Annotated in this window: 17 protein-coding genes; 7 read left to right on the forward strand and 10 right to left on the reverse strand. The window is 48.8% G+C overall.

The window, feature by feature from the left end:
- Positions 1–69 precede the first annotated feature (69 nt).
- Complete coding sequence (locus N8M53_RS07565; RefSeq protein ID WP_069362696.1) at positions 70–618, forward strand: hypothetical protein; 549 nt, start codon at positions 70–72, stop codon at positions 616–618.
- 120 nt (positions 619–738) lie between these two features.
- Here the strand turns inward: N8M53_RS07565 and N8M53_RS07570 are convergent, their stop codons facing one another.
- The 3 genes from N8M53_RS07570 to N8M53_RS07580 all read right to left on the reverse strand — a co-directional run bounded on the left by N8M53_RS07570 (position 739) and on the right by N8M53_RS07580 (position 4,597).
- Positions 739–1,587 (reverse strand): universal stress protein, encoded by an 849-nt coding sequence (locus N8M53_RS07570; RefSeq protein ID WP_269578337.1) that lies wholly within the window; start codon positions 1,585–1,587, stop codon positions 739–741.
- A gap of 11 nt (positions 1,588–1,598) precedes the next feature.
- Positions 1,599–3,113: a SulP family inorganic anion transporter gene (locus N8M53_RS07575; protein ID WP_269578338.1), complete on the reverse strand. Its 1,515-nt coding sequence runs from the start codon at positions 3,111–3,113 to the stop codon at positions 1,599–1,601.
- Positions 3,114–3,391: 278 nt separating this feature from the next.
- A complete protein-coding gene (locus tag N8M53_RS07580) occupies positions 3,392–4,597 on the reverse strand; it encodes an MFS transporter (RefSeq protein ID WP_269578339.1) in 1,206 nt (401 codons plus the stop codon).
- A 289-nt stretch (positions 4,598–4,886) separates the two neighbouring features.
- Between N8M53_RS07580 and N8M53_RS07585 the strand changes: the two genes are divergently transcribed.
- Positions 4,887–5,900, forward strand: a complete 1,014-nt coding sequence (locus tag N8M53_RS07585) for a Preprotein translocase subunit SecY (RefSeq protein ID WP_269578340.1) — start codon at positions 4,887–4,889, stop codon at positions 5,898–5,900.
- Here N8M53_RS07585 and N8M53_RS07590 read toward each other — a convergent pair.
- On the reverse strand, positions 5,897–6,277 hold the full coding sequence (locus N8M53_RS07590) for a hypothetical protein (protein ID WP_269578341.1): 381 nt from the start codon (positions 6,275–6,277) through the stop codon (positions 5,897–5,899). The genes N8M53_RS07585 and N8M53_RS07590 overlap by 4 nt on opposite strands.
- A 180-nt stretch (positions 6,278–6,457) precedes the next feature.
- Between N8M53_RS07590 and N8M53_RS07595 the strand changes: the two genes are divergently transcribed.
- Positions 6,458–7,180, forward strand: a complete 723-nt coding sequence (locus N8M53_RS07595; protein ID WP_269578342.1) for an AzlC family ABC transporter permease — start codon at positions 6,458–6,460, stop codon at positions 7,178–7,180.
- A complete protein-coding gene (locus N8M53_RS07600) occupies positions 7,177–7,497 on the forward strand; it encodes an AzlD domain-containing protein (RefSeq protein ID WP_269578343.1) in 321 nt (106 codons plus the stop codon). Before N8M53_RS07595 ends, N8M53_RS07600 begins: the two co-directional genes overlap by 4 nt.
- A gap of 104 nt (positions 7,498–7,601) precedes the next feature.
- Here the strand turns inward: N8M53_RS07600 and N8M53_RS07605 are convergent, their stop codons facing one another.
- The 4 genes from N8M53_RS07605 to N8M53_RS07620 form a co-directional block, all read right to left on the reverse strand.
- Positions 7,602–8,795, reverse strand: coding sequence for a methyl-accepting chemotaxis protein (locus N8M53_RS07605; RefSeq protein WP_269578344.1), 1,194 nt, complete (start codon positions 8,793–8,795; stop codon positions 7,602–7,604).
- A gap of 317 nt (positions 8,796–9,112) precedes the next feature.
- Positions 9,113–9,388 (reverse strand): YrhK family protein, encoded by a 276-nt coding sequence (locus N8M53_RS07610; protein ID WP_077607151.1) that lies wholly within the window; start codon positions 9,386–9,388, stop codon positions 9,113–9,115.
- A gap of 54 nt (positions 9,389–9,442) precedes the next feature.
- Positions 9,443–9,676 (reverse strand): DUF3955 domain-containing protein, encoded by a 234-nt coding sequence (locus tag N8M53_RS07615; RefSeq protein WP_077607152.1) that lies wholly within the window; start codon positions 9,674–9,676, stop codon positions 9,443–9,445.
- A gap of 148 nt (positions 9,677–9,824) precedes the next feature.
- Positions 9,825–11,708, reverse strand: coding sequence for a methyl-accepting chemotaxis protein (locus N8M53_RS07620; protein ID WP_077607153.1), 1,884 nt, complete (start codon positions 11,706–11,708; stop codon positions 9,825–9,827).
- 382 nt (positions 11,709–12,090) lie between these two features.
- On the opposite strand from N8M53_RS07620, the gene N8M53_RS07625 reads away from it, so the two are divergent.
- On the forward strand, positions 12,091–13,635 hold the full coding sequence (locus N8M53_RS07625) for a DUF3369 domain-containing protein (RefSeq protein ID WP_077607154.1): 1,545 nt from the start codon (positions 12,091–12,093) through the stop codon (positions 13,633–13,635).
- A 55-nt stretch (positions 13,636–13,690) separates the two neighbouring features.
- Here the strand turns inward: N8M53_RS07625 and N8M53_RS07630 are convergent, their stop codons facing one another.
- Positions 13,691–14,671, reverse strand: a complete 981-nt coding sequence (locus N8M53_RS07630) for an ABC transporter substrate-binding protein (protein WP_077607155.1) — start codon at positions 14,669–14,671, stop codon at positions 13,691–13,693.
- A 127-nt stretch (positions 14,672–14,798) separates the two neighbouring features.
- Between N8M53_RS07630 and N8M53_RS07635 the strand changes: the two genes are divergently transcribed.
- Both N8M53_RS07635 and N8M53_RS07640 read left to right on the forward strand, forming a co-directional pair.
- Positions 14,799–16,757, forward strand: a complete 1,959-nt coding sequence (locus N8M53_RS07635) for an ATP-binding protein (RefSeq protein ID WP_269578345.1) — start codon at positions 14,799–14,801, stop codon at positions 16,755–16,757.
- A gap of 15 nt (positions 16,758–16,772) precedes the next feature.
- The gene (locus N8M53_RS07640) at positions 16,773–18,731 is read left to right on the forward strand and encodes an ATP-binding protein (protein ID WP_269578346.1); all 1,959 of its coding nucleotides are present in this window, start codon (positions 16,773–16,775) and stop codon (positions 18,729–18,731) included.
- Between the two features lie 92 nt (positions 18,732–18,823).
- Here N8M53_RS07640 and betA read toward each other — a convergent pair whose 3' ends face one another.
- Positions 18,824–20,515, reverse strand: coding sequence for a choline dehydrogenase (gene betA, locus N8M53_RS07645; protein ID WP_269578347.1), 1,692 nt, complete (start codon positions 20,513–20,515; stop codon positions 18,824–18,826).
- Between the last annotated feature and the right edge of the window lie 59 nt (positions 20,516–20,574).

Below are 20,574 nucleotides of genomic sequence, written 5' to 3' on the forward strand. Positions count from 1 at the left end.
GATGTGCTTGTTTCTGCGCGCAATCGTCTTATAGAATGATTTGAACACCAATAACAAGTGGAATTGATAATGCGTAAATCTCTTTTAGCCAGCGCGATTGTCGCTTTGGCTTCATTCAGCGCCGTGGCCAATGAAGAAGACGCCAACCTCACCACCATGAGTAACTTTAGTTACGACTATCTGGAAGGACGCATCGGTGTTAGCCCGCTCACCTATGGTGCAGGATTTAGCATGTCTATCCATCCCAATGCGCACGTACGCGTAGAAGCGGATACCGAATTTGATTCCGATTGGGACACGGCTGCTGGGATTGGCTTTCATGCGCCAATCAACAACTGGGCAGATTTAACCGGTGAGCTACTCGCGCGTGGCGTCAACAAAGATAACTTTGACAGCGATGTGGGCTTGGAAGTTAACTTGGGCATACGTCAATGGTTGGGTCCACAGGTGGAAGTTGGCGGCGAAATCGGCCTACTTACCGTTGATGACGAAGAAGATACCTTTGGCTCTGCCTATGGGCGATTCCATGCCACTGAGCTCTTCTCACTCGGGGCAGCCTACCGTGTTAACGAGTGGTACGGTGATCAATTTATGTTTACCACGCGTTTTAAATACTGATAACACCACTCGGTAATGCATTGCCATCAAGCAATGGCGCGTTGCCGACAGGCGGTGACAGTCAGATCAAAAAAACCCGCATCACTGCGGGTTTTTCTTTATGTGTGCACTCATACACAACTAACGAATCAATAGCATAGGTACAGTCGATTCAACCAGCAGCTTAGTGGTATTGCTCCCCACAAAGAACTGACGCAGCTTTGAGTGCCCATAGGCGCCCATCACGATCAATCCGACTTGATTAGCCGCTTGGTAATCTAAAATCGCACGGTGAACGTCACCGGTTAGCTGGGCTTGTACCACATCGACACCGGCAGCTTGCAAACGCTCCGCGGCTCGTTTGAATGCAGCTAACTTTTCTTGCGAATCTTCTACCATCACCAAGTGGCAAGTCATCCCTGCCAACAACGGTGTGCTCAATGCTTTTTCCACCAGCTTTTCGCTGATGTCACTGCCATCAAAGGCCAACAGGTACGACTCTGGCTCACTAAACTCACCATTCGCGACCAAGGTATGCGCTTTAATTGAGCGCACCACGCTTTCCAGCTGCGAGCCGATTGCCTTGGTATCGTTTTGGTGCAACTCACCGGACTTACCCAAGACTAACACTCGCGTTTGTGGCTCGATATCGAGCAGGGTCTCCACCAAGTTGCCATGACGCTGCAATTTGCGCACATCTTCCAGCCCTTTGGCTTTGGCGTCTTCTTCCAATTCCGACAGCAAAGCTTTGCCGTGTTTCATTTCTAGCTTGGCACGCTGCTCATCCAGCTCCACCAGCTCTTGTAACAGTTGTTCACGGCTACCCACACCCAAGTTACCTGATAGTTCAGGCTCCGCTTGGTGTGAGGACTTATCCAGCACATGCAAAAGTGTCAAAGGGACAGACAAGCGCTTGGCAGCCCAAACGCTCAAATCTGCGACTTGCTTTGAATAATGCGGGCCATCTACGCACGCGGTAATTTGTTCCATGGTCGGTCTCCTTAGTGGCCACCCATCATTTTTTCTACTTCTTCCGGCTTATCGTGCACGCCGAACTTATCGACGATGGTCGCCGTCGCATCATTCATTCCCACGATATTCACCTCGGTACCCTCACGGCGGAATTTAATCACTACCTTGTCGAGTACAGACACGGACGTAATATCCCAGAAGTGCGCTGCAGAAAGGTCGATGGTGACACGCTCCACCGCTTCTTTGAAGTCAAACGATGATAAAAATTGATCTGACGAGGCAAAAAAGACTTGGCCAACAACGCGATACGTGCGCTCGTCGCCATTGTCTGCATTGTCGCTTTTGACCACCATAAAACGACCAATCTTGTTGGCGAAAAATAGCGCCGCGAGTAACACACCGACAAACACACCAATCGCCAAGTTATGGGTGAACACAACCACGGCAACGGTCGTCAGCATAACGATATTGGTCGACAGTGGGTGCGACTTCAGATTAATGATGGACTCCCAAGAGAAAGTACCGATCGAAACCATAATCATGACCGCGACCAACGCCGCCATCGGAATTTGGCTAATCCAATCGCTGAGGAACACCACCATGATTAGCAGCAAAATACCGGCGATAAAGGTAGATAGACGTCCGCGGCCACCCGATTTCACGTTGATAACGGACTGACCAATCATCGCACAACCGGCCATACCACCAAGAAAACCAGTGGCAATGTTAGCCACACCTTGGCCTTTACACTCACGGTTTTTCTCACTGTCTGTGTCGGTCAAGTCATCGACAATAGTGGCGGTCATCATCGATTCCAACAGGCCGACCACAGCCAGTCCCGCAGAGTATGGGAAGATAATCGCCAGCGTGTCCCAGTTTAGCGGCACGTCCGGCCACAAGAATACAGGTAAGGTATCCGGCAGCTCACCCATATCACCGACAGTACGTAGATCAAGGTTGTATGTCATCGCGATGCCGGTAAGGACCAAAATACACACCAACGGAGAAGGAATGGCTTTACCAATACGCGGGATATAAGGGAACAAATAGATAATGCCAAGACCCGCTAACGTCATCGGATAGACATGCCAGAGGATGTCGCCCTCGCGCATGATCTCGGGGCCAAACAGCTCAGGGAGTTGCGCCATAAAGATCAGGATCGCCAAGGCGTTCACAAACCCTGTCACCACTGAGCGAGAAACAAAACGCATCAGGTTACCGAGTTTTAAATAACCGGCGGCAATTTGAAGTATCCCGGTTAGCACGGTAGCAGCAAGTAAGTATTGCAAGCCATGCTCTTTCACCAAGGTGACCATCAGCAATGCCATCGCACCGGTGGCTGCCGAGATCATCCCCGGACGGCCGCCCACAAAAGCAATGATAACGGCGATACTGAAGGAGGCGTAAAGCCCGACTTTCGGATCCACACCGGCAATAATCGAGAAGGCAATCGCTTCTGGGATCAAGGCCAATGCCACCACGATACCCGCAAGAATATCGCCACGTACATTGGAGAACCAATCACGCTGAATTCTATCTATCATGAACGTCTCTACAAAATTGGGTTAAAAAAGGTGTCGCGCTCATTTCAGGCCTGATTTCACCTGAAAATCAAAACGCGTGATCCTAGTCACTTATTGACCAAGCGTCAACTCCCCTTTTTTTGTCTAAAGACGCCTTAATTATTATAAATCAGACAGTTAATTCGTAATTGTGATATTTTTAGCGCAGATTTATTTCATTCTTTTCGCCAACCCCTTTTTTCGCTTATTTTTGCTTTCAGGCAAGGTTGCCTTTCGCACATTAGGCATAGCGCTGCGCCTTATATACGTGGATACACGGGCACCAGCAGCACGGTAAAGGAAAGAATCAATCCAATGAGTGCATAAATCATTTCGTTAAGCGTCCAGCCGATATCGATAACCAAACCGAACACCCAGGGTGCTAAGGCGGTGGAGAGAATCATCATGCCCGTGACCAAAGAACGAATGGCACCAATATGCGAGACCCCGTACATTTCCGCCCATAAGGTATTAATCACAGGATTGGTTGCGCCAATCGCTAAACCGAAAAGGCACATAAAAAGCGGTGCGGCGAGGGTGTGATTGACGTTGGCAATCACCATTAACCCGAGCAACAGTGGAATGGGGATTAAGATAAGCACATTTCGCGAACGGTATTTATCAATCAAGCTGCCTGATATCACTGAGCTTAGCCAATGCACGGCGCCGTAAAATACGAAACTGCCCGCTAATACGCCCGGCGTCCACCGTTTCGCTTCTAAGATAAAGTCCTGTTGGATAAATACGCCGGTGACCAAAAACGGCGTCACCAAGGCTATCGGTATGATCATCCAAAACCGCCAGTCGCGAATAACTTGACGCCGACTCGCATCACTGGCGTGGTTTTGATTATCTGCCTCAATACGCGTTCGTTTAAGGTCTGCTTTTCTGACTAGCAATAACACTAATGGTAAAAACACCACTAACAGGGTGGCGCCAATGAACAACCAGCTTTCACGCCAGCCTAAAAACGCGATTAAGCCAATGACGATTGAGGGTAAAACCACCTCGCCAATGGCGACACCACTGCCGACCAAGCTAATGGCTTTACCTTTATCCTGCTGCGCACGCTTAATCACAGTGGCTTGCGCGATGTGAGGCAAAAAACCTTGTCCACAAAAACGCAGTAAGAAAAAAGCCAGCAGCAGCCCTACCACATTATCAACCGAATACATCAACGCACACGCGACCATCAGTAACGTGGCAAAAAAGATCAATAACTTGTCGACCCGCACCCGATCGACCACACCACCAAAGCTAATCACCAACACACTACTGGTCATGGTCGCAATAGCGTAAATCCCGCCGTAGGTCGCATCGCTCAACAACAGCGCATCTTTAATACTGCTGCCATACCAACTGATGAAAAACGATTGACCAATGTTGCCAAAAAAGATCGATAGAAAGCCAAAGGCAATTAACGGCCATTGGTGCCTGATTAACGTCACATACGATCGCGCTAGCATACGCCTCCCTTACCCCCTGTCCTTCCATCTTGAAGCGTCACATATCGCCACGCGCTTCAAGGGCTTATTTAACGCATGAGGTGAAAACCGACTATGACACGCCCTCATTGAAGAAGAAATGAAACCTGACCTGCTTGCGTCGATTTTGTGATGCCTTTTAATCCACATTGGCGATGAATCCATCGCTTATTCATGTTTTCACCGCTTACTGACACACAAACAGGCTGAGATGCGCTAGGCTTTGCGCCCTCTCAATATCACAGACAATAACAACAATATGAATCCAGTCATGTCAGCGCCAACCAAGATGGCGTTACGCTTTCCCAAAGGGCGATTCGCCATGTTGAGTGTGTACAGCTTTACCGGCGCCGCCATTGTGGCTTCTACCATTTTTTCCCTGCTGCTGTTCTTATCCCTTGACGACAACCCGCTAATGCAATGGTTGTTCGGGGCACTGGCAGTGATTTTTGAAGCGGGTAAGTTTTACGCTTGGTACGAGTTTGGTGAGCGTCGGGCGCACGGCAACTATGTGGGTGCCGTGTCAGCTTTGGCTTTTTATCTCATTTTGGCCTTAATCTCGATTGGAGGCAGTATTGGCGGTATCAATAGTGCCACCAATGCCGCGCAAAGTGAGCAGCGCCAAGCCCAAGCGCAGATTGACGCTTTTAATCGGCAAATCGACGCTATCGAGCAACAAATCACATTGAATAATCAAGCCGCTGAGCGTTATATCGAATTGGATAGAATTGCGACTGGCGTAGCGCGATTACAAAAAGAAAACAACCAATTACGTAAAGAGCAACAGCAGCTCGCGTTCGAGCGCGATAGTTTGCCCGCAGTGGCACAGGGATCCATCTTGGGATTGATTAGCAACCTTGCTAACACCTTGGGCGTCAGCGCCGATCAAGCCCAATCTTGGCTGGTGATTTTTCTCTCTGTATTGCTAGATTTGTTCGCCGCTTTCTTTGTCGGCGTGATTGGTGAAGAGCAGCGTTTCCGCCATTGGTATCGTCACCCACATACCACGCCTCCTACGCCTGTGAACACCAAGGCGTCTCCTCGTGCCAATGAGATAAACACGGAATCGACCACGCCGGACTCAGCATCTCATCAGGAGGATACGGATGCGCCTTATGCCGATATCAAAGCCGCGTTAGCCGCCAAAACGCTACGTTGTAGCAAGAAAGCCGTGATGGCGGAGTATGCGCTCAGCCAAGAGGCTGTCGATACCCTATTTACCCACCTACAACAACAGGGATTGGTCGCCAAAAAGCCGAACCACCATTATCACTGGGTGGGTTAAGCCACCAACATCAATATACCGCTGAGTATCATGGCGGGAAGCCCACTTAAAAACAGCCACAGTCCGAGCTTGTCATCGGGCGGTGACGATGAATCGATCACCATCGCGTGTTGTTGAGCCGTGAGCGCCCGCCGTGTTACTGAATCACGATACCAATAGCGGCTTTTGTAACGACTATACGTCACAAGCCCCGCTGCCGACCAAACGAGCCCCCCGACGTAAAATGCACCATCCCCAAACGTCGTCAATGTGACCCATCCCACCTGCCACGCACCAACCACAGCGGCACCGGCTATTGCCGTTGACACTAACCAAACATAGAGAAAATGCACACTTGGCGATGTAGATCCCTTCAGGCGATGTGGTGCTTTCATCATGTTTCCTTTCTGTGTCTGAGTGCGCTCATCCTAACTATTGATAGTCCCATCTCTTTGCGGCATGGCGGTGATGTGGTACAAACATCTTGTAAGTTTGTTAATCAGTACGTTACGTGACCTTTTAGCACCTTACCAATAAAAACAATTTACAACCAAGCAAATACAACAAAAAGGTGAACTATGCATAAGGCTGCACAAGAGGTGCATGCGCCTGAGACATCAGTATGGCGCGCATTAGGCGATGTCAGTCCGTTGTGCCTCGCCGTCCTACCTTGGGGGATACTCTGCGGTTCATTAGGGCTGCAAATGGGATTCAGTGCACTACAAACACAAGCCATGTCATTACTGGTTTTTGCCGGAGCGGTGCAATTGTCGGGCACCATGATGGTGGGCAATGCAGCGGGCTTGCCAGCGGTGCTCGGTTCTACACTGGTAATTAGCGCACGGCACCTTCTCTATGGTGCACACTTTCGTCAATACATTACTCCCTTGCCACTTAAATGGCGTCTCGGCCTCGGTTTTTTATTAACTGATGAAATGTATGCGCTTTCAACCGCACACACCACCAAACAGGGAAGATTTTCTAAACACTATGCCCTGTATACGGGCGCCGCGTTTTATGTCGGTTGGAACCTTGCCACCTTGGCGGGGATCCTAGCCGGTTCTCAATTGAAAGCCTTGGAAGCCATCGGGCTCGATTTTGCCATCGCAGCCACCTTTATCGCACTGACCGTGCCCAGTATAAAAACCCGCCCCGTGCTACTCTGTGCCTTGGCAAGCGGTATCAGTATGCTGTTATTCACTTATTACCACATCCCCAATGCGTTAATCATTGCAACCGGCGTAGGAATGGTCGCGGGGCTAATGGCTGAGTCGCTACCGACACGGAGGGCGTCAACATGAGTTACTGGTTAATCATTGTCGCTATGGCGCTGATCACCTTCTCGGTGCGCTATCTGCTGCTGGCACAAAGTATTCCTGTGCGCATAGGTCCGCGGTTGCAACGACTCCTGACCTACTCTGCACCGGCGGTTCTTACCGCGCTATGGGTACCGATTGTCTTCTTTCCCGAAGATAAGCTGGCGATCTCTACCACCAACCCTTATTTACTCAGTGCTTTAGTCGCGATCGGTCTAGCCTGTACCCGATTATCCACCTTGTTAGTGGTCGGGCTATCGATTGGTTTTTTCGTTACCCTTCAACTTTGGGTCCTGGGATAAATAGCAACGATAAGCCAGTCAGTGCGATGCCACTATAGCAAGAGGCAGGGTCATCACCCTGCCTCTTTAGTTCATTTGGTTGTTGTCTCAATTACCCTTTCTCATCACGACGCATGCTGTTTTTCCGACTCTAGGACAGGCTTTTTACTGCGCAGCTGTAATTCATCAAGATCCTGGTTTAAAGACTCTGACAAGTCGCTAATTTTGATCATATCTTGTTTGTTTTCTTCCGATATTTCCGCTGCGTCCGCACCAGATTCGGTCAAACGGTTAATGTTTGCGGCGATATCGGTCGACACTGTTCTTTGCTGCTCAATTGCACTGGCCAAGGAATTGATGCGATCACTGATAGTAGAAAAGTTATCAAGTACCCCCTCAATCGACTGGGACGTATCAGAGGCTTGAGATGAGGCACTTTGCGCCAGCTTCTCGGTGCGATCCGACAACTCAGATGATTGCTTAAGACTACGGAACAATTCTTTAGTCATATCATTGATCTCACTCGCCGACGCTTGTGTTCGGCTCGCCAGTTGACGCACTTCATCGGCAACCACGGCAAAGCCTCGTCCTTGCTCGCCCGCACGCGCCGCTTCGATTGCGGCATTTAACGCCAGCAAGTTCGTCTGCTCAGCCACATCGGTGATCACCGAGAGAAAATGCTCAATTTGGCTCGCACTGTGCTCAACTTTGTCAAACATCTCGGCTGACACTTTAATCGCCGACACCAGCTCATCGAGCTCACTCATCATATCGGTGAGCTCTTGTTGCGACTGACGCGAGCTCGAATCAATTTTGCCTGCTTCGTCAGAGATGGCTTGCACATCTTCAGAAAGCGACCCCACTGTGGTGGTCATTTCTTCGATGGCGGTGGCAATACTGTCTATTTTCTCGCTCTGTGCATCATTAATCGCAGCGCCTTTCTTGGCACGTTTTTCCGAGGCATCGGTAAAGCTATCCAAGGTATCGGCGGCTTTCTCAATATTGCGTACCGTGCGGCGCAGCTTTTCAACCGCATGGTTAAGCGAGGTGGCCACCTCCGCAAACTCATCACCGTCTCGCGTATCAATCGCCGCTGTTAAGTTACCTTGTGCCAACGACTTAGCGAAGCGATTCACTTTTGCAAGCCCAGCTTTAAAACGTCGGTCAATAAAAAGCGCCGCCGAACCTGCAACCAATACGTTTAACCCCAGCACTACGTACTCGTTAAGCCAGGGCAAGTGAATCATCAGTGAGGCAGAAAACCCCACCATGATGACATAACTCCCAATTGTCACCGCACGAATCGATACCTTTGGCATTGCTTATCCTCCTGTGATTTTAGCTGAGACACGCCCAGCATTGCAGACAGATATCAAGATAAGTGCCAATTTTTCACCACGGGAGAGAAGATTAGATAGGGAGCCAATTACACCCATTAGATCAATGCATTAGAAAGTTAGAAGCTAAGCTAGCACGATTTTATGAATAAAGTCGTAGCCCAACGCTTTTTTCGTAATTGCAATTTGCACAATAAAAAGCAGCCCAAGGATACGTTACCCGTAAAGCTGCTTTGAAAATAACCGTTTAGAACAGTAGCAATGCGTTGCAATTCGCTAATTTATTGCATATCAGTCGGTCATGCCGTTTTCTGTGCCCGTTGTTGTACGCGAGAGACATGGATCAAGCCCATCAATTTGATACTCGGCTTCAGTAACAATTGCGCGCTACCCACAATAAACAGCCAAGTCCCGCTTTCCATTAACGCATCATTGAGAAAAAAGAAGCTACCGATCAAAAACCAAATCGCAATCAACAAATCATTAAACGCCCCTAACGCTTCATAGCGACGCTGAATCACTAAGTGCTTATTACCAATATCAATATCCAGTTCTGGGCCATTGCGCTGTATCATCTTGCCTCCTCTGGACCTTGGTATTAACAATGAATAGGAAAGTCTGTCATGGCATTAGCAATCAAGGTGTTGCCGTTTAATGCCCAGCATGGTTCTCACCATGTTGACAACAAACGTGACCGCACTCAATCCTAAAAACAACCAGGCTAGCGGGATGAACGCGAAAGGTTCATGTAGAGTGCCATTAGCAGCAACATGTGGCGTGGAAAGGTTAAAGGCGAGCAGGCAACCTGTGCCGATGAGGAAGAGGATAAACGAGGTACGAAAATGTCGCAGTAGGGTTAACATAAAACCTATATTCGTTGCTTCAGTACGTCTTGAGACTGACTACAACACTAAAAGTTCCACGTCTCTCACATTTTTTTCAAAAAAAACCGCTACCTTGCATGATGCGTGGGCAGCGGCTGATTCATTTCGCGTCTTGGTCAACGGTGCATTAAAGCTTGTACGTCGACACCTTGTTGCTCAGTTGCGTTGCTTGGTTACGCAGGTTATCCGCCTCTTGCGAGGTATCGTTGGCACTGCTCACCAAGTGCTCGGAGACATCTTTGATGGATGTGATGTTTTGTGTGATTTCGCTTGTCACATGAGTCTGCTCTTCTGCCGCTGTCGCGATCTGAGTGGCCATATCACTGATTTGATTAACTGCTGCATCAATTTCACTCAGTGCTGCCGTGGCTTTATCCACATCAGACACAGAATCGCCTGCTAACGCTGAGCTACTTTCCATCGTCGATACCGCGCTTGCCGTCGTGGTTTGCAACGTCTCAATCGTGGATTTAATTTCTTCTGTCGAGGCATGGGTACGCTGCGACAAAATACGTACCTCATCAGCTACCACGGCAAAGCCTCGCCCTTGCTCACCCGCACGCGCTGCCTCAATAGCCGCGTTGAGTGCAAGCAAGTTGGTTTGCTCAGCAATCCCTTGAATCGTCGACAGTACTGTCGAAATCTCCTGCGAGTGCTTATCTAGCTCGGCGACGATAGTGCTGGCCTGTTTCAGCTCATCCGACAACCGGGTAATTGATGTTTTGGTATTTTCAACCACCGCACGCCCGTTATCGGTACTAGCGGTCGACTCTTGTGCCGTATTCGCGGTATGTTCAGCATGCGAGGCGATCTCTTGTGTCGCAGAGGCCAACTCGGTGACAGCGGTTGCCACCATGGTCACTTCCTGCTGCTGCTGATTAATGTCATCCACGTTGCGGCGCGCACGTTCCGTACTGCTGTCCGATTGTGATGTCAGCTGCTCTGCTTGCTCGCGAATGTGGCTAATCAACTGATGCATACTCCCCACAAAGGTGTTGAAGTTTTTCGCCAGTTGCCCCACTTCATCTTCACTCTCAACATCGATACGCTGAGTCAGATCGCCACTACCATGCGCAATTTGCTCAAGGGCATTAGAGACATTGGTCAGCGGCCTAAATAGGATGTTTACCAATAAGTTAAACAATAAAGTACAAGCAATGACGACACCAATTGTCACTGCGACTTGTCCCCATACTGCATCGAACAGTGGCGCGACTAATGAATCATAGTTAATCACGGTGACAGTGATTAATCCGGTATCTTCGATGGGTTTGGCATACACCACACTTTCTGCCCCGCCCACGTCGGCCATCACACTCTCACCCGAATTCATGGCGGACTTGACCGTGCTGAAAGACAAGCCTAGCTGGTTAATTGGCTCATTGAGTAGGTCGGTATTGGCGTGGGTAAAAATATTGCCTTCGCTGTTGGCGATAAACATAAAGCTATCACCAGGCAGGATCACTTTCTCGAGGCCTTCGATGATGTCGCCAATTTCAACATCCGCCCCAAGCACCAAGGTATCGCCGTTGAACTGGAGCGCTTTACCTAATGACACCACATTGGCGCCGGTTGCCGCGGCCACCGTCGGGTTGTCCATGAACACACTCGATGGGTCCGCTTTGGCGTTGATATACCACCCCCACTTGCGCGGATCGTCATTGCCCGGCGGTAGCACAACACCATTCGCGTTATCCTGACTGCCATCTGGGTAGGCAAGAAAGACATTGTCAAAGCCACCGGCATCGCGCACCTGTTTAAGGTGGGTAACCATGTTGTTTGCATCAGCCTCACTGGTCAGCGAGGTCATTGCACGCTCTTTTGACGCGACCCAATCAGACACATATTGATTGTATGATGCAGTGGCACTTTCCAGCCGCTGTGCGACTTCGGTGTCCAACCGAGAGAGTGATGCGCGAAACGATAACGCTTCAACGAGCAAACCACCAATAATGATGGCCACACTCGCCGACAGCGCGAGCTTGTGTTTGAGGGAGAGTTTTTTAAACATAACTGCCTTGTTTGTCTGTCATAATGTTTTAATAATGATTTTTAGTAAAACAGCGTTATTTGCAACCCGCAAAATAAGCGCCATACAACTGATAGGTATATCACAACAATTGTGTAAGAGAATTACTCAAACTGTTGTCAACAGGTGATAAAACAACCAATTTCATGCAACGCTCCTGGGTGTGAGCCTTTAGGCAATCGCTTGTCTATTCCGAGGCTAGCAGCCAGCTGACCTCACATACTGCGCCAGATCAGAGAAATGTAACAAACCACAAACTCAGGGAGATAACTTAACTATCAATAACTCGCTCCCTCCTCGCAACTTTGAAAGTCCTAAACTACGCTTTAACTAACTGAGATAAACGCGAATAGGGGCGAAGTGAATGGACTTGTTTGCAGATCAACGTGACGGCGCATCTCCCAAGTCTAATGAGACCAACTCAGCATCTGATGCTGCGCCATGGCGGATACTGCTGATTGATGACGACGATCTGATGCATGAGGTAACACGGCTCGCGCTAACGGGGTTTACGTTTCAAGGACGCCCTTTAGAGATATTGTCTGCCCTCTCTGGGCAGGAAGCACGAGACGTGTTGGAGAAGGAGTCAGATATCGCGTTGGCACTCGTTGATGTGGTAATGGAAACCGAGCACGCCGGTTTAGATTTGGTACGTCATATTCGTGATGAAATGAATAACCACCTGATACGCTTGGTATTGCGTACAGGCCAAGCCGGACAAGCACCCGAAGATCGGGTGATCCGTGAATATGATATTGACGACTACAAAGAGAAAACCGAGCTCACCACACAAAAACTCAAAACCCTATTATATTCAATGCTGCGCTCTTACCGAGATCTCTGCATGATTGAAGATCAGAAAGAGGGGTTACGACGCGTCATTGAAGCATCGGCCAATGTGCAAAATACTACCAACCTTCAACACTACGCCACCGCGGTGCTTGAGCAACTAACATCCCTTCTTTATATCCACGACTCCGCGTTTTATTGTGTGGTGCAACCTCGCCCTGGCGCAGAAGAAACCCGAGCACTGACGCTAGCTGCGACGGGGGAATATGTAAACTGCTACACCGAGTGCGCCTTTGATAAACTCCCTAGCAATGTTTCGAACCGTTGCAAGCAAGCGCTAGAAGCACAGCAAAGTATCCAATTTGACGACGGATTTGTGCTTTTTCACCGGGATGAGGAAGACGTAGAATTCCTGCTCTATGTCAATCATGACAAAGCCCTCTCAGAGCTCGATCAACACCTACTGAAAATCTATATGCAGAACATTGGGCTGACGTTTGAAAACTTAAGCTTAATGGTCGATTTACGTGAAACTTCCAAAGAGCTGGTTTACAACTTAGCCAATGCGGTGGAAGCGCGAAGTAAAGAAACCGGTGCGCATGTGCAACGCGTCTCTTTATTCTGTGAAAAGCTAGGGCAGCTTTATGGTTTGGACGAACACAAAACCATGCTGTTGAAACACGGCTCTCCCCTCCATGACGTCGGTAAAGTCGCTATCCCAGACGCAATTTTACACAAGCCGGGGAAACTCGATGCGGATGAATGGGAGACGATGAAGAAACACGTCGAGTATGGCGTAGAGATCCTGAGCCATTCTAAGCGGCGGCTAATTGTAGAGGCGAAGGAAATTGCCGGAACCCACCATGAAAAATGGGACGGAACGGGTTATCCCAATCAACTCGAAGGCGAAGCCATCCCGATTAGTGGCCGAATATCAGCACTGGCTGATGTGTTCGATGCCTTGGGATCGAAGCGCTCCTACAAGGAAGCGTGGACTGATGATGACATTCGCAACGAGCTCATTGCTCAACGCGGCAAGCATTTTGAGCCCAAGCTGGTCGATTTGCTTCTCGAACACTGGAACGACTTTATTGCTATCCGTGCCGACTATCCAGACTAAATAACAGCGCCCCTAACGGGGCGCTTTGATTATCGCTCTAAAGCCTTGTATTGGCCTAATCAATGGCTTGCCAGCGCGATGACGGTGTGAGAGACCACCGTGACATCTCATACGTGCTATAAATCGCGCGCCCTTGTCGCCCTATTTGAATTGGAATCGTACTCGCGTCTTCGCCCTGGGCGATTTTCTCAACCAATTGTGCGGCATGCTGCCCTTGTGCATAACCAAACAATACCACACCGCCAGCCGTTTTCCCTTTGCCCACCGCAAAGTCCCAAAAGCCAAACAAGGGTAAAGCCGCGTGCTGGTTAGTCCAAGACAACACCTGGTTAGCCGCCACATTATTACCTGCTCTATCTACTAAGGTTTGATATAGACCTACGATAATCGCATCAAATTCTTCTTCAAACGCTGACTGAATTTCGCGCTGCCAACCATCAAAAGTGGACGCGTGAGTGATGTCAATTTCTATTCCAAGGCTCAAACGAATTTGTTCATACTGGCGCATAATATAATCCGCCGCGATTTGTGATGTAACGCCAGAATCAAACATCACTTTCACTCTGATGTTTCTTTTCCCCATTAGCATGCTAATTTCACGCATATTGCGAACAAAAAGGGGTAACTCGAGTACGCCGGTGACTTTTGCTTGACCACTATACTCGGCTAGTAGACGGCGAGGGTTTGCATTTACCCCTAAAAAAACGATTGAAATCGGCTCATTATATAAACGCGGGAGCATGTACTTAAGTGCATTATCATCCCCCAAAACAACGATGTCGGGACGTTGAGACCTATAAAACGAGAAGGCTTTATCGGCTTGCCTATCAAAAACTTGCTCCGGTAGCCGCTTGGTATCCATTTCAAAGCGAGAAAGATTGTATTCGTCTCCGAGTGTCGCCTCTAACCCAGCGATATAGTTGCGATCCCATTCAAAGCCCGCGTGGTAACTTTGAATTAACAACACATCCAGTGCACGTGCTGGCAAGCTCATTAATAAAAGTAAAATGGCCAAACAATAAATTTTTGGATACATGACGCTCTCCTCAGAAAATCACGCCTTTAATAAAGTGTAGGCGAGTCTGGTGGCCACTCATCACGGTAAGGGTCGTTTTTTCTTCTACACTTACAGTTATCCGTCCCGACGTACGCGCTTAAAACGTATGAGCCGAAACCACAAATTTGATGACAGTATTCGTAACCCGTTCTTTAGCTTGGTAGGAAGGCGGATTTTGCTGATCATGATTTTGCTCAGTGGCTTTTTCACTGTTCTCACCACCTTGCTACAAACCTATTGGGATTACGATGAAGCTTTCGATCTCGTGGACAGTCGACACTATGAAATTGAGCACATTCATGCCGACTTACTCGCCAGCTCGCTTTGGATTTATGACCTAACCAGTGTTCAAGAGCGCATTGACGGGCTGATCAACCTTCCCCATGTTGACTACTTAGCTGTGCGCTCGGAAAACTATTTATTTGAAGCAGGCTCTCCCCTAGACGTGAGTAAAATGGTCAATGAGTACCCACTGCATTATGACGATCCCGATACGGGGAAAACCCAACGGATTGGTACTATCTACGTCGAGTCCAACACAAACGCTATCTATAATGATCTGGTCCAACGCTTTTTTATCTCATTGCTATTGAACGCAATAAAAACACTCATCGTGTGCTACCTCATTTTGTTGGTGTTTCACCACACCGTTAGCCAACGCGTGTTTAAAGTGGCGCAATTCTTACGTCAGTACAATCCGCTTGATCCCAACGAGGAAAAACTGACATTACCCCATAAGCGCTACATCATGGAAAAAGAAGACGAGCTCGACTGGCTAGCGGCTGAAACCAATAAAATCACCCAGAATATGTCAACGCTCTATCGCAATATTATGCTAGAGCGCGAACGCTTGTCTGACTTTACCCATGTCTCTTCAGATTGGTTGTGGGAAACCGACGCTGACCTTAAGTTGACCTTTTGCTCCGATCCGATGCGGTTGGCGTTTGACCTTAATCCCAACCAGTATCCGCATCTTGACCAGTTGCTCTCTGCTGTCGGTTGCCATCAATTTATAGGCAATCTTCACCGACAACAGAACTTTTCGATGTGTGAGGAGATCGTGCCCATTGAAGGCGAAAGCCGGTATTTTGTCTTTCAAGCGCTTGCCCATCACGGTATTGATGGTTTTCGCGGTTTCAGAGGCACGGGCATCGATATCACCGCGCTGAAAACGGCCCAGTTTGAACTGGAAACATTAAACCATAACCTAGAAGAAACCGTTGATGAGCGAACCCGTGAACTCCAAGAGAACATGGAGCACTTAAAGGCAGCGCAAGAACAACTGGTAGAGTCGGAAAAGCTCGCGGCACTCGGGAGCTTGGTGGCAGGGGTTGCGCATGAAGTCAACACTCCCTTAGGGATTGCTGTCACCGCCTCATCGGTGATTAAAGACATCACGCACACGCTCAACCAGGCCTTTGAGGAACAAACGTTAACCAGCACGCAGTTTGCTTCATTGATTAAGCAAGTGAACGACAGCGTGGTCATGCTGGAACATAACCTCAAGCGTGCGACCCACCTTATTCGTGATTTTAAACAAACTGCCGTTGACCAAGTATCAGAAGCGCTGACCGAGTTTGATGTCAAGCAGACACTCGATGCTCTCGTCGCCAGCCTGCACCCGGAAACACGAAAAATTCCGGTGGCACCCGACGTTAACGGCGAGGCCAATATTTTAATGTACAGCTTACCTGGCGTTATCACCCAAGTCGTCTCTAACCTCGTGATGAATAGCATCAACCATGCCTTTGACGAGACCGATAATCCTAAAATCACGATCGAATTTGAAAGGCAAGGAGACCACCTCTACCTCTGTTATCAAGACAATGGCTGCGGTATCGAGGAATCGCTTCACCACCGAATTTTTGAACCGTTCTACACCAGCAAACGCGGGCGCGGTGGCTCAGGGCTAGGCCTCAATTTGGTCTTTAATCTCGTCAAGCAAAAGCTAGGAGGCGAGTTACAATTCGAGTCATCGCCCGGGAAAGGTGTCAAGTTTATGTTTGTGATCCCATTAAGCTTATCTAATCAAATAGCCCGCTATGCCAGTGAAAATAAAGAGTAAGGTGATAGACATCCAATGGAAAAACTAGAAAGGTTTGAACAGGGCCTCAAACATCCACTTTTTAGTATTGTTGGCCGCCGAGTCATTCTGCTAATGGTTTTACTCAGTGGTTTTTTTACCATATTAACCACACTACTACAGTTATCATGGGACTATGAAGAAGCATTCGATCATGTCGACCATCGCCATGCAGAAATTCAAAACGTCCACGCCGACTTAATTGCATCGTCTTTGTGGGTCTTTGACCTGGTGAGTGCACAAAATCGACTAGATGGGCTCGTCAACCTTCCCTATATCGACTACCTCTCGATTGAGTTTGATGGCGTGGTGTTGGATGCAGGTGAACCGCTTTCCAGCAGTAATGTCGTCAGTCAGACGGATCTTAATTATTTCCACCCCGATACCAATCGCCGCATTAATCTGGGCACATTACGCGTCGAATCTGACGCACAAAAAATCTATGACCTCTTATTACAGCACTTTCTCGTTACGCTGGTTTTGAATGGGATAAAAACCCTGATTGTCTGCTCGCTGATTTTATGGGTCTTCCATCAAAGCGTCAGCCAACGTGTGTTTGCGATTGCCAAACACTTATCCCATTTTGATCCTATCGAGCCTATTCACGAGCCTTTGCAGTTGAAACATCGCAAGTTCATTATGGAAAAAAGCGATGAACTCGACTGGCTGGCCGACGAAACCAATAAAATCACCCTAAGGATGACCAACCTTTACCAAAACATTGCCCTAGAACAAGAAAGGCTTACCGATTTTACCCGCGCAGCCTCTGATTGGCTTTGGGAAACCGATGCGACACAACGACTTACGTTTTGTTCTGAAGCGATGCAAATGGCACTTGCCATACCGGTTGAAAACAGCCCAAAAGTGAAGTCATTACCTGCGCTACACCACTGTGCATCACTTTTAGACAACCTAGATACATGTGATGATTTCACCATGTGCGAAGAAAAAATCACCCTAGGAAAACACACCTACTATTTTGTATTCCAAGGGATAGCACATTTCACCGAACACGGCTTCACTGGCTTTCGCGGCACCGCGATTGATATCACTGAGCTTAAGACAACCCAGTTGGAGCTCGAGCAACTGAACCAGAGTTTAGAAGCAACCGTTGAAGCGCGAACTCACGATCTCGCTCAAAGTATGGAAAACCTCAAAGCCGCGCAAGCTCAACTGGTGGAGTCCGAAAAACTCGCCGCACTTGGTAGCTTAGTCGCAGGCGTTGCTCACGAGGTGAACACGCCCCTAGGGATTGCGGTGACCGCCAATTCAGTAATCAAAGAGGCGGTTTCAACACTTAACAACGCATTCGAGCAAAAAACGTTGACCAGTGAGCAGTATGCCGCTGTGATGAAGCAGGTCACGGATGGTACGCATATGTTAGAGACCAACCTCAACCGTGCCGCACGATTAATTCGTGACTTTAAACAAACCGCGGTCGACCAAGTGTCTGAAAGCCGAAGTCAGTTCCATCCCGTGCAAACACTCGAAGCATTAACGGGAAGTTTGCGCCCCGAAACCAAGAAGTTACCCGTCGTGCCTGTCGTCGAAGGCGACCCTCAGCTTGTCATGAGCAGTCTGCCCGGTGTACTTACCCAAGTTGTCTCCAACTTGGTGATGAACAGTGTCCGCCATGCTTTTGAAGGTATTCCCGAACCAGACATTCACATTCGTATCGCCGATAAAGGCGATATCGTGGAAATTCGCTATACCGATAATGGTGTTGGGGTTGCCCCAGAACTGCATCAGCGTATTTTCGAGCCCTTCTATACGAGTTCACGCAGTAAGGGAGGCTCAGGGCTCGGTCTTAATCTCGTTTTCAATCTAGTTCACCAAAAACTGCAGGGTAAACTTCATTTTGATTCCAAGATCAATCAGGGAGTTACCGTGGTGCTCAGCCTTCCTAAGTTTTTGACAGACACAGAGGCACCAAAAGCTAAAAGTTCTACTGAATAACCGAATTCAGCCATAATGGCTCTGAACCAAGAAAAGATAATGAGCAAGAGCCAGCTTCGGCTGGCTCTTGTGGTTCACGCATATTAGGAGGGTTAGGCAAGCGCCGCGTCTTTTTCCGGCGCCGGAGTATGGTCAGGCAGATAGCGGTAGTATTCCGCATCTTTCGCTGGTGAAAGGGTATGCCCCATCATGATGTCCGCCGCTTTTTCTGCCACCATAATAGTCGGGGCGTACAAGTTGCCATTGGTGATCGCTGGGAACACGGAGGCATCCACCACGCGTAAATTATTGACACCATGTACCTTGAGTGATTCATCTACCACAGCCATATCATCACTCGCCAAGCCCATTTTACAGGTACAGCTTGGGTGATACGCGCTTTCACCTTCACGAGCCACAAAGTCGAGGATTTCTTGGTCAGTTTGTGCCTCGCTGCCCGGTGATAACTCTTTACCGCGAAGGTGGTCAAACGCAGGTTGCGCAATGATATCTCGCGATACGCGAATCGCTTCCACCCACTCTTTACGCTCTTGCGGCGTAGAAAGATAGTTGAAGAAGATCTCTGGCTTCTCATCTGGGTTAGTGCTGCGAATTTTCACGTGGCCACGCACATCAGTATTCATTGGCCCCACATGCAACTGGAAACCATGCCCTTTGTTCGGTGCCGAGCCATCATAGCGGATCGCCAGAGGCAAAAAGTGGAACTGCAAGTTCGGATATGCCACCTCATCATTACCACGTACAAACCCCCCTGCTTCAAAATGGTTGGTGGCGGCAGCGCCTTTACGGCGGAACAGCCAATCAAAACCGATTTTCGGTTGATTATGGAACTTAAGCGCGGGATACATGCTGACTGGCTCTTTACATTCATATTGCACGTAAAGCTCCAAGTGATCTTGCAAGTTTTCCCCCACACCCGGCAGGTGGTGGACAGGCTTGATCCCCAAGTTTTTCAACATGGTTTCGTCACCCACGCCAGATAGTTGCAGTAGTTTGGGCGAGTTAATCGCGCCACCACAGCTAATGATTTCCGTACCATAGGCGGTTTTCTTCCGACCCCACTTGCGGTATTCCACCCCGATCGCGGTTTTATTTTCGAACAGCACTTTGTCTGTTGTCGCACCGGTGATCACCGTGAGATTTTTGCGGTTCATCACGGGGTGTAGATACGCCCGCGCCGCACTGTGGCGACGGCCTCGATAGATGTTTTGGTCGAAAATACCAAACCCTTCTTGCTGATAACCGTTTACGTCGTCTGTCAACGGATAACCCGCTTGCTGCGTCGCATCAAAAAAGGCACTGAATAAAGGGTTATCACAATTTGCTGTGGTAATAGCCAAGGGGCCATTATTGCCATGGTAATCGTTTTGCCCCTGCAAGCGTGTTTCACACTTACGGAAGTACGGTAGACAGTGGGCATAGTCCCACTCTTTTAATCCATGCTCATTGGCCCACTTTTCATAATCCATCGCATTGCCGCGAATATAAATCATGCCGTTGATGCTACTGCTGCCCCCAAGCACTTTCCCTCGCGGCTGTGCGATACGGCGGTTATGCATATTCGGCTCAGGTTCAGATTCGTATAACCAGTTATAGGTGCTGTCCGTGAGCAAATAGGTTAACGCCGCGGGCATGTGGATCCGAAAATCCAGCCGGTAGTCTGGCCGTCCTGCTTCGAGTAGCAGTACGTTGTTATCTGGGTTAGCACTTAAACGGTTCGCCAGAACACAGCCTGCCGAGCCCGCGCCGATGATGATATAGTCGTAATTTTGTTGCTGTCCCATAAAACCTCCAAATTTTTCCTTCCCGTGTGCAGGGCGTCAGCCCGGAACAGTCGCAACAC

Source organism: Salinivibrio kushneri, from assembly GCF_027286325.1.
GTDB classification, from domain to species: domain Bacteria; phylum Pseudomonadota; class Gammaproteobacteria; order Enterobacterales; family Vibrionaceae; genus Salinivibrio; species Salinivibrio kushneri_A.

Coding starts and splice junctions, on each gene's coding strand:
- N8M53_RS07640 (WP_269578346.1), top strand. CDS start 16,773: ATGGAAAAACTAGAAAGGTTTGAACAGGGCCTCAAACATCCACTTTTT.
- N8M53_RS07565 (WP_069362696.1), top strand. CDS start 70: ATGCGTAAATCTCTTTTAGCCAGCGCGATTGTCGCTTTGGCTTCATTC.
- N8M53_RS07605 (WP_269578344.1), bottom strand. CDS start 8,795: ATGCCAAAGGTATCGATTCGTGCGGTGACAATTGGGAGTTATGTCATC.
- N8M53_RS07610 (WP_077607151.1), bottom strand. CDS start 9,388: ATGATACAGCGCAATGGCCCAGAACTGGATATTGATATTGGTAATAAG.
- N8M53_RS07635 (WP_269578345.1), top strand. CDS start 14,799: ATGAGCCGAAACCACAAATTTGATGACAGTATTCGTAACCCGTTCTTT.
- N8M53_RS07575 (WP_269578338.1), bottom strand. CDS start 3,113: ATGATAGATAGAATTCAGCGTGATTGGTTCTCCAATGTACGTGGCGAT.
- N8M53_RS07600 (WP_269578343.1), top strand. CDS start 7,177: ATGAGTTACTGGTTAATCATTGTCGCTATGGCGCTGATCACCTTCTCG.
- N8M53_RS07615 (WP_077607152.1), bottom strand. CDS start 9,676: ATGTTAACCCTACTGCGACATTTTCGTACCTCGTTTATCCTCTTCCTC.
- N8M53_RS07580 (WP_269578339.1), bottom strand. CDS start 4,597: ATGCTAGCGCGATCGTATGTGACGTTAATCAGGCACCAATGGCCGTTA.
- N8M53_RS07585 (WP_269578340.1), top strand. CDS start 4,887: ATGTCAGCGCCAACCAAGATGGCGTTACGCTTTCCCAAAGGGCGATTC.
- N8M53_RS07630 (WP_077607155.1), bottom strand. CDS start 14,671: ATGTATCCAAAAATTTATTGTTTGGCCATTTTACTTTTATTAATGAGC.
- N8M53_RS07570 (WP_269578337.1), bottom strand. CDS start 1,587: ATGGAACAAATTACCGCGTGCGTAGATGGCCCGCATTATTCAAAGCAA.
- N8M53_RS07595 (WP_269578342.1), top strand. CDS start 6,458: ATGCATAAGGCTGCACAAGAGGTGCATGCGCCTGAGACATCAGTATGG.
- betA (WP_269578347.1), bottom strand. CDS start 20,515: ATGGGACAGCAACAAAATTACGACTATATCATCATCGGCGCGGGCTCG.
- N8M53_RS07620 (WP_077607153.1), bottom strand. CDS start 11,708: ATGTTTAAAAAACTCTCCCTCAAACACAAGCTCGCGCTGTCGGCGAGT.
- N8M53_RS07590 (WP_269578341.1), bottom strand. CDS start 6,277: ATGATGAAAGCACCACATCGCCTGAAGGGATCTACATCGCCAAGTGTG.
- N8M53_RS07625 (WP_077607154.1), top strand. CDS start 12,091: ATGGACTTGTTTGCAGATCAACGTGACGGCGCATCTCCCAAGTCTAAT.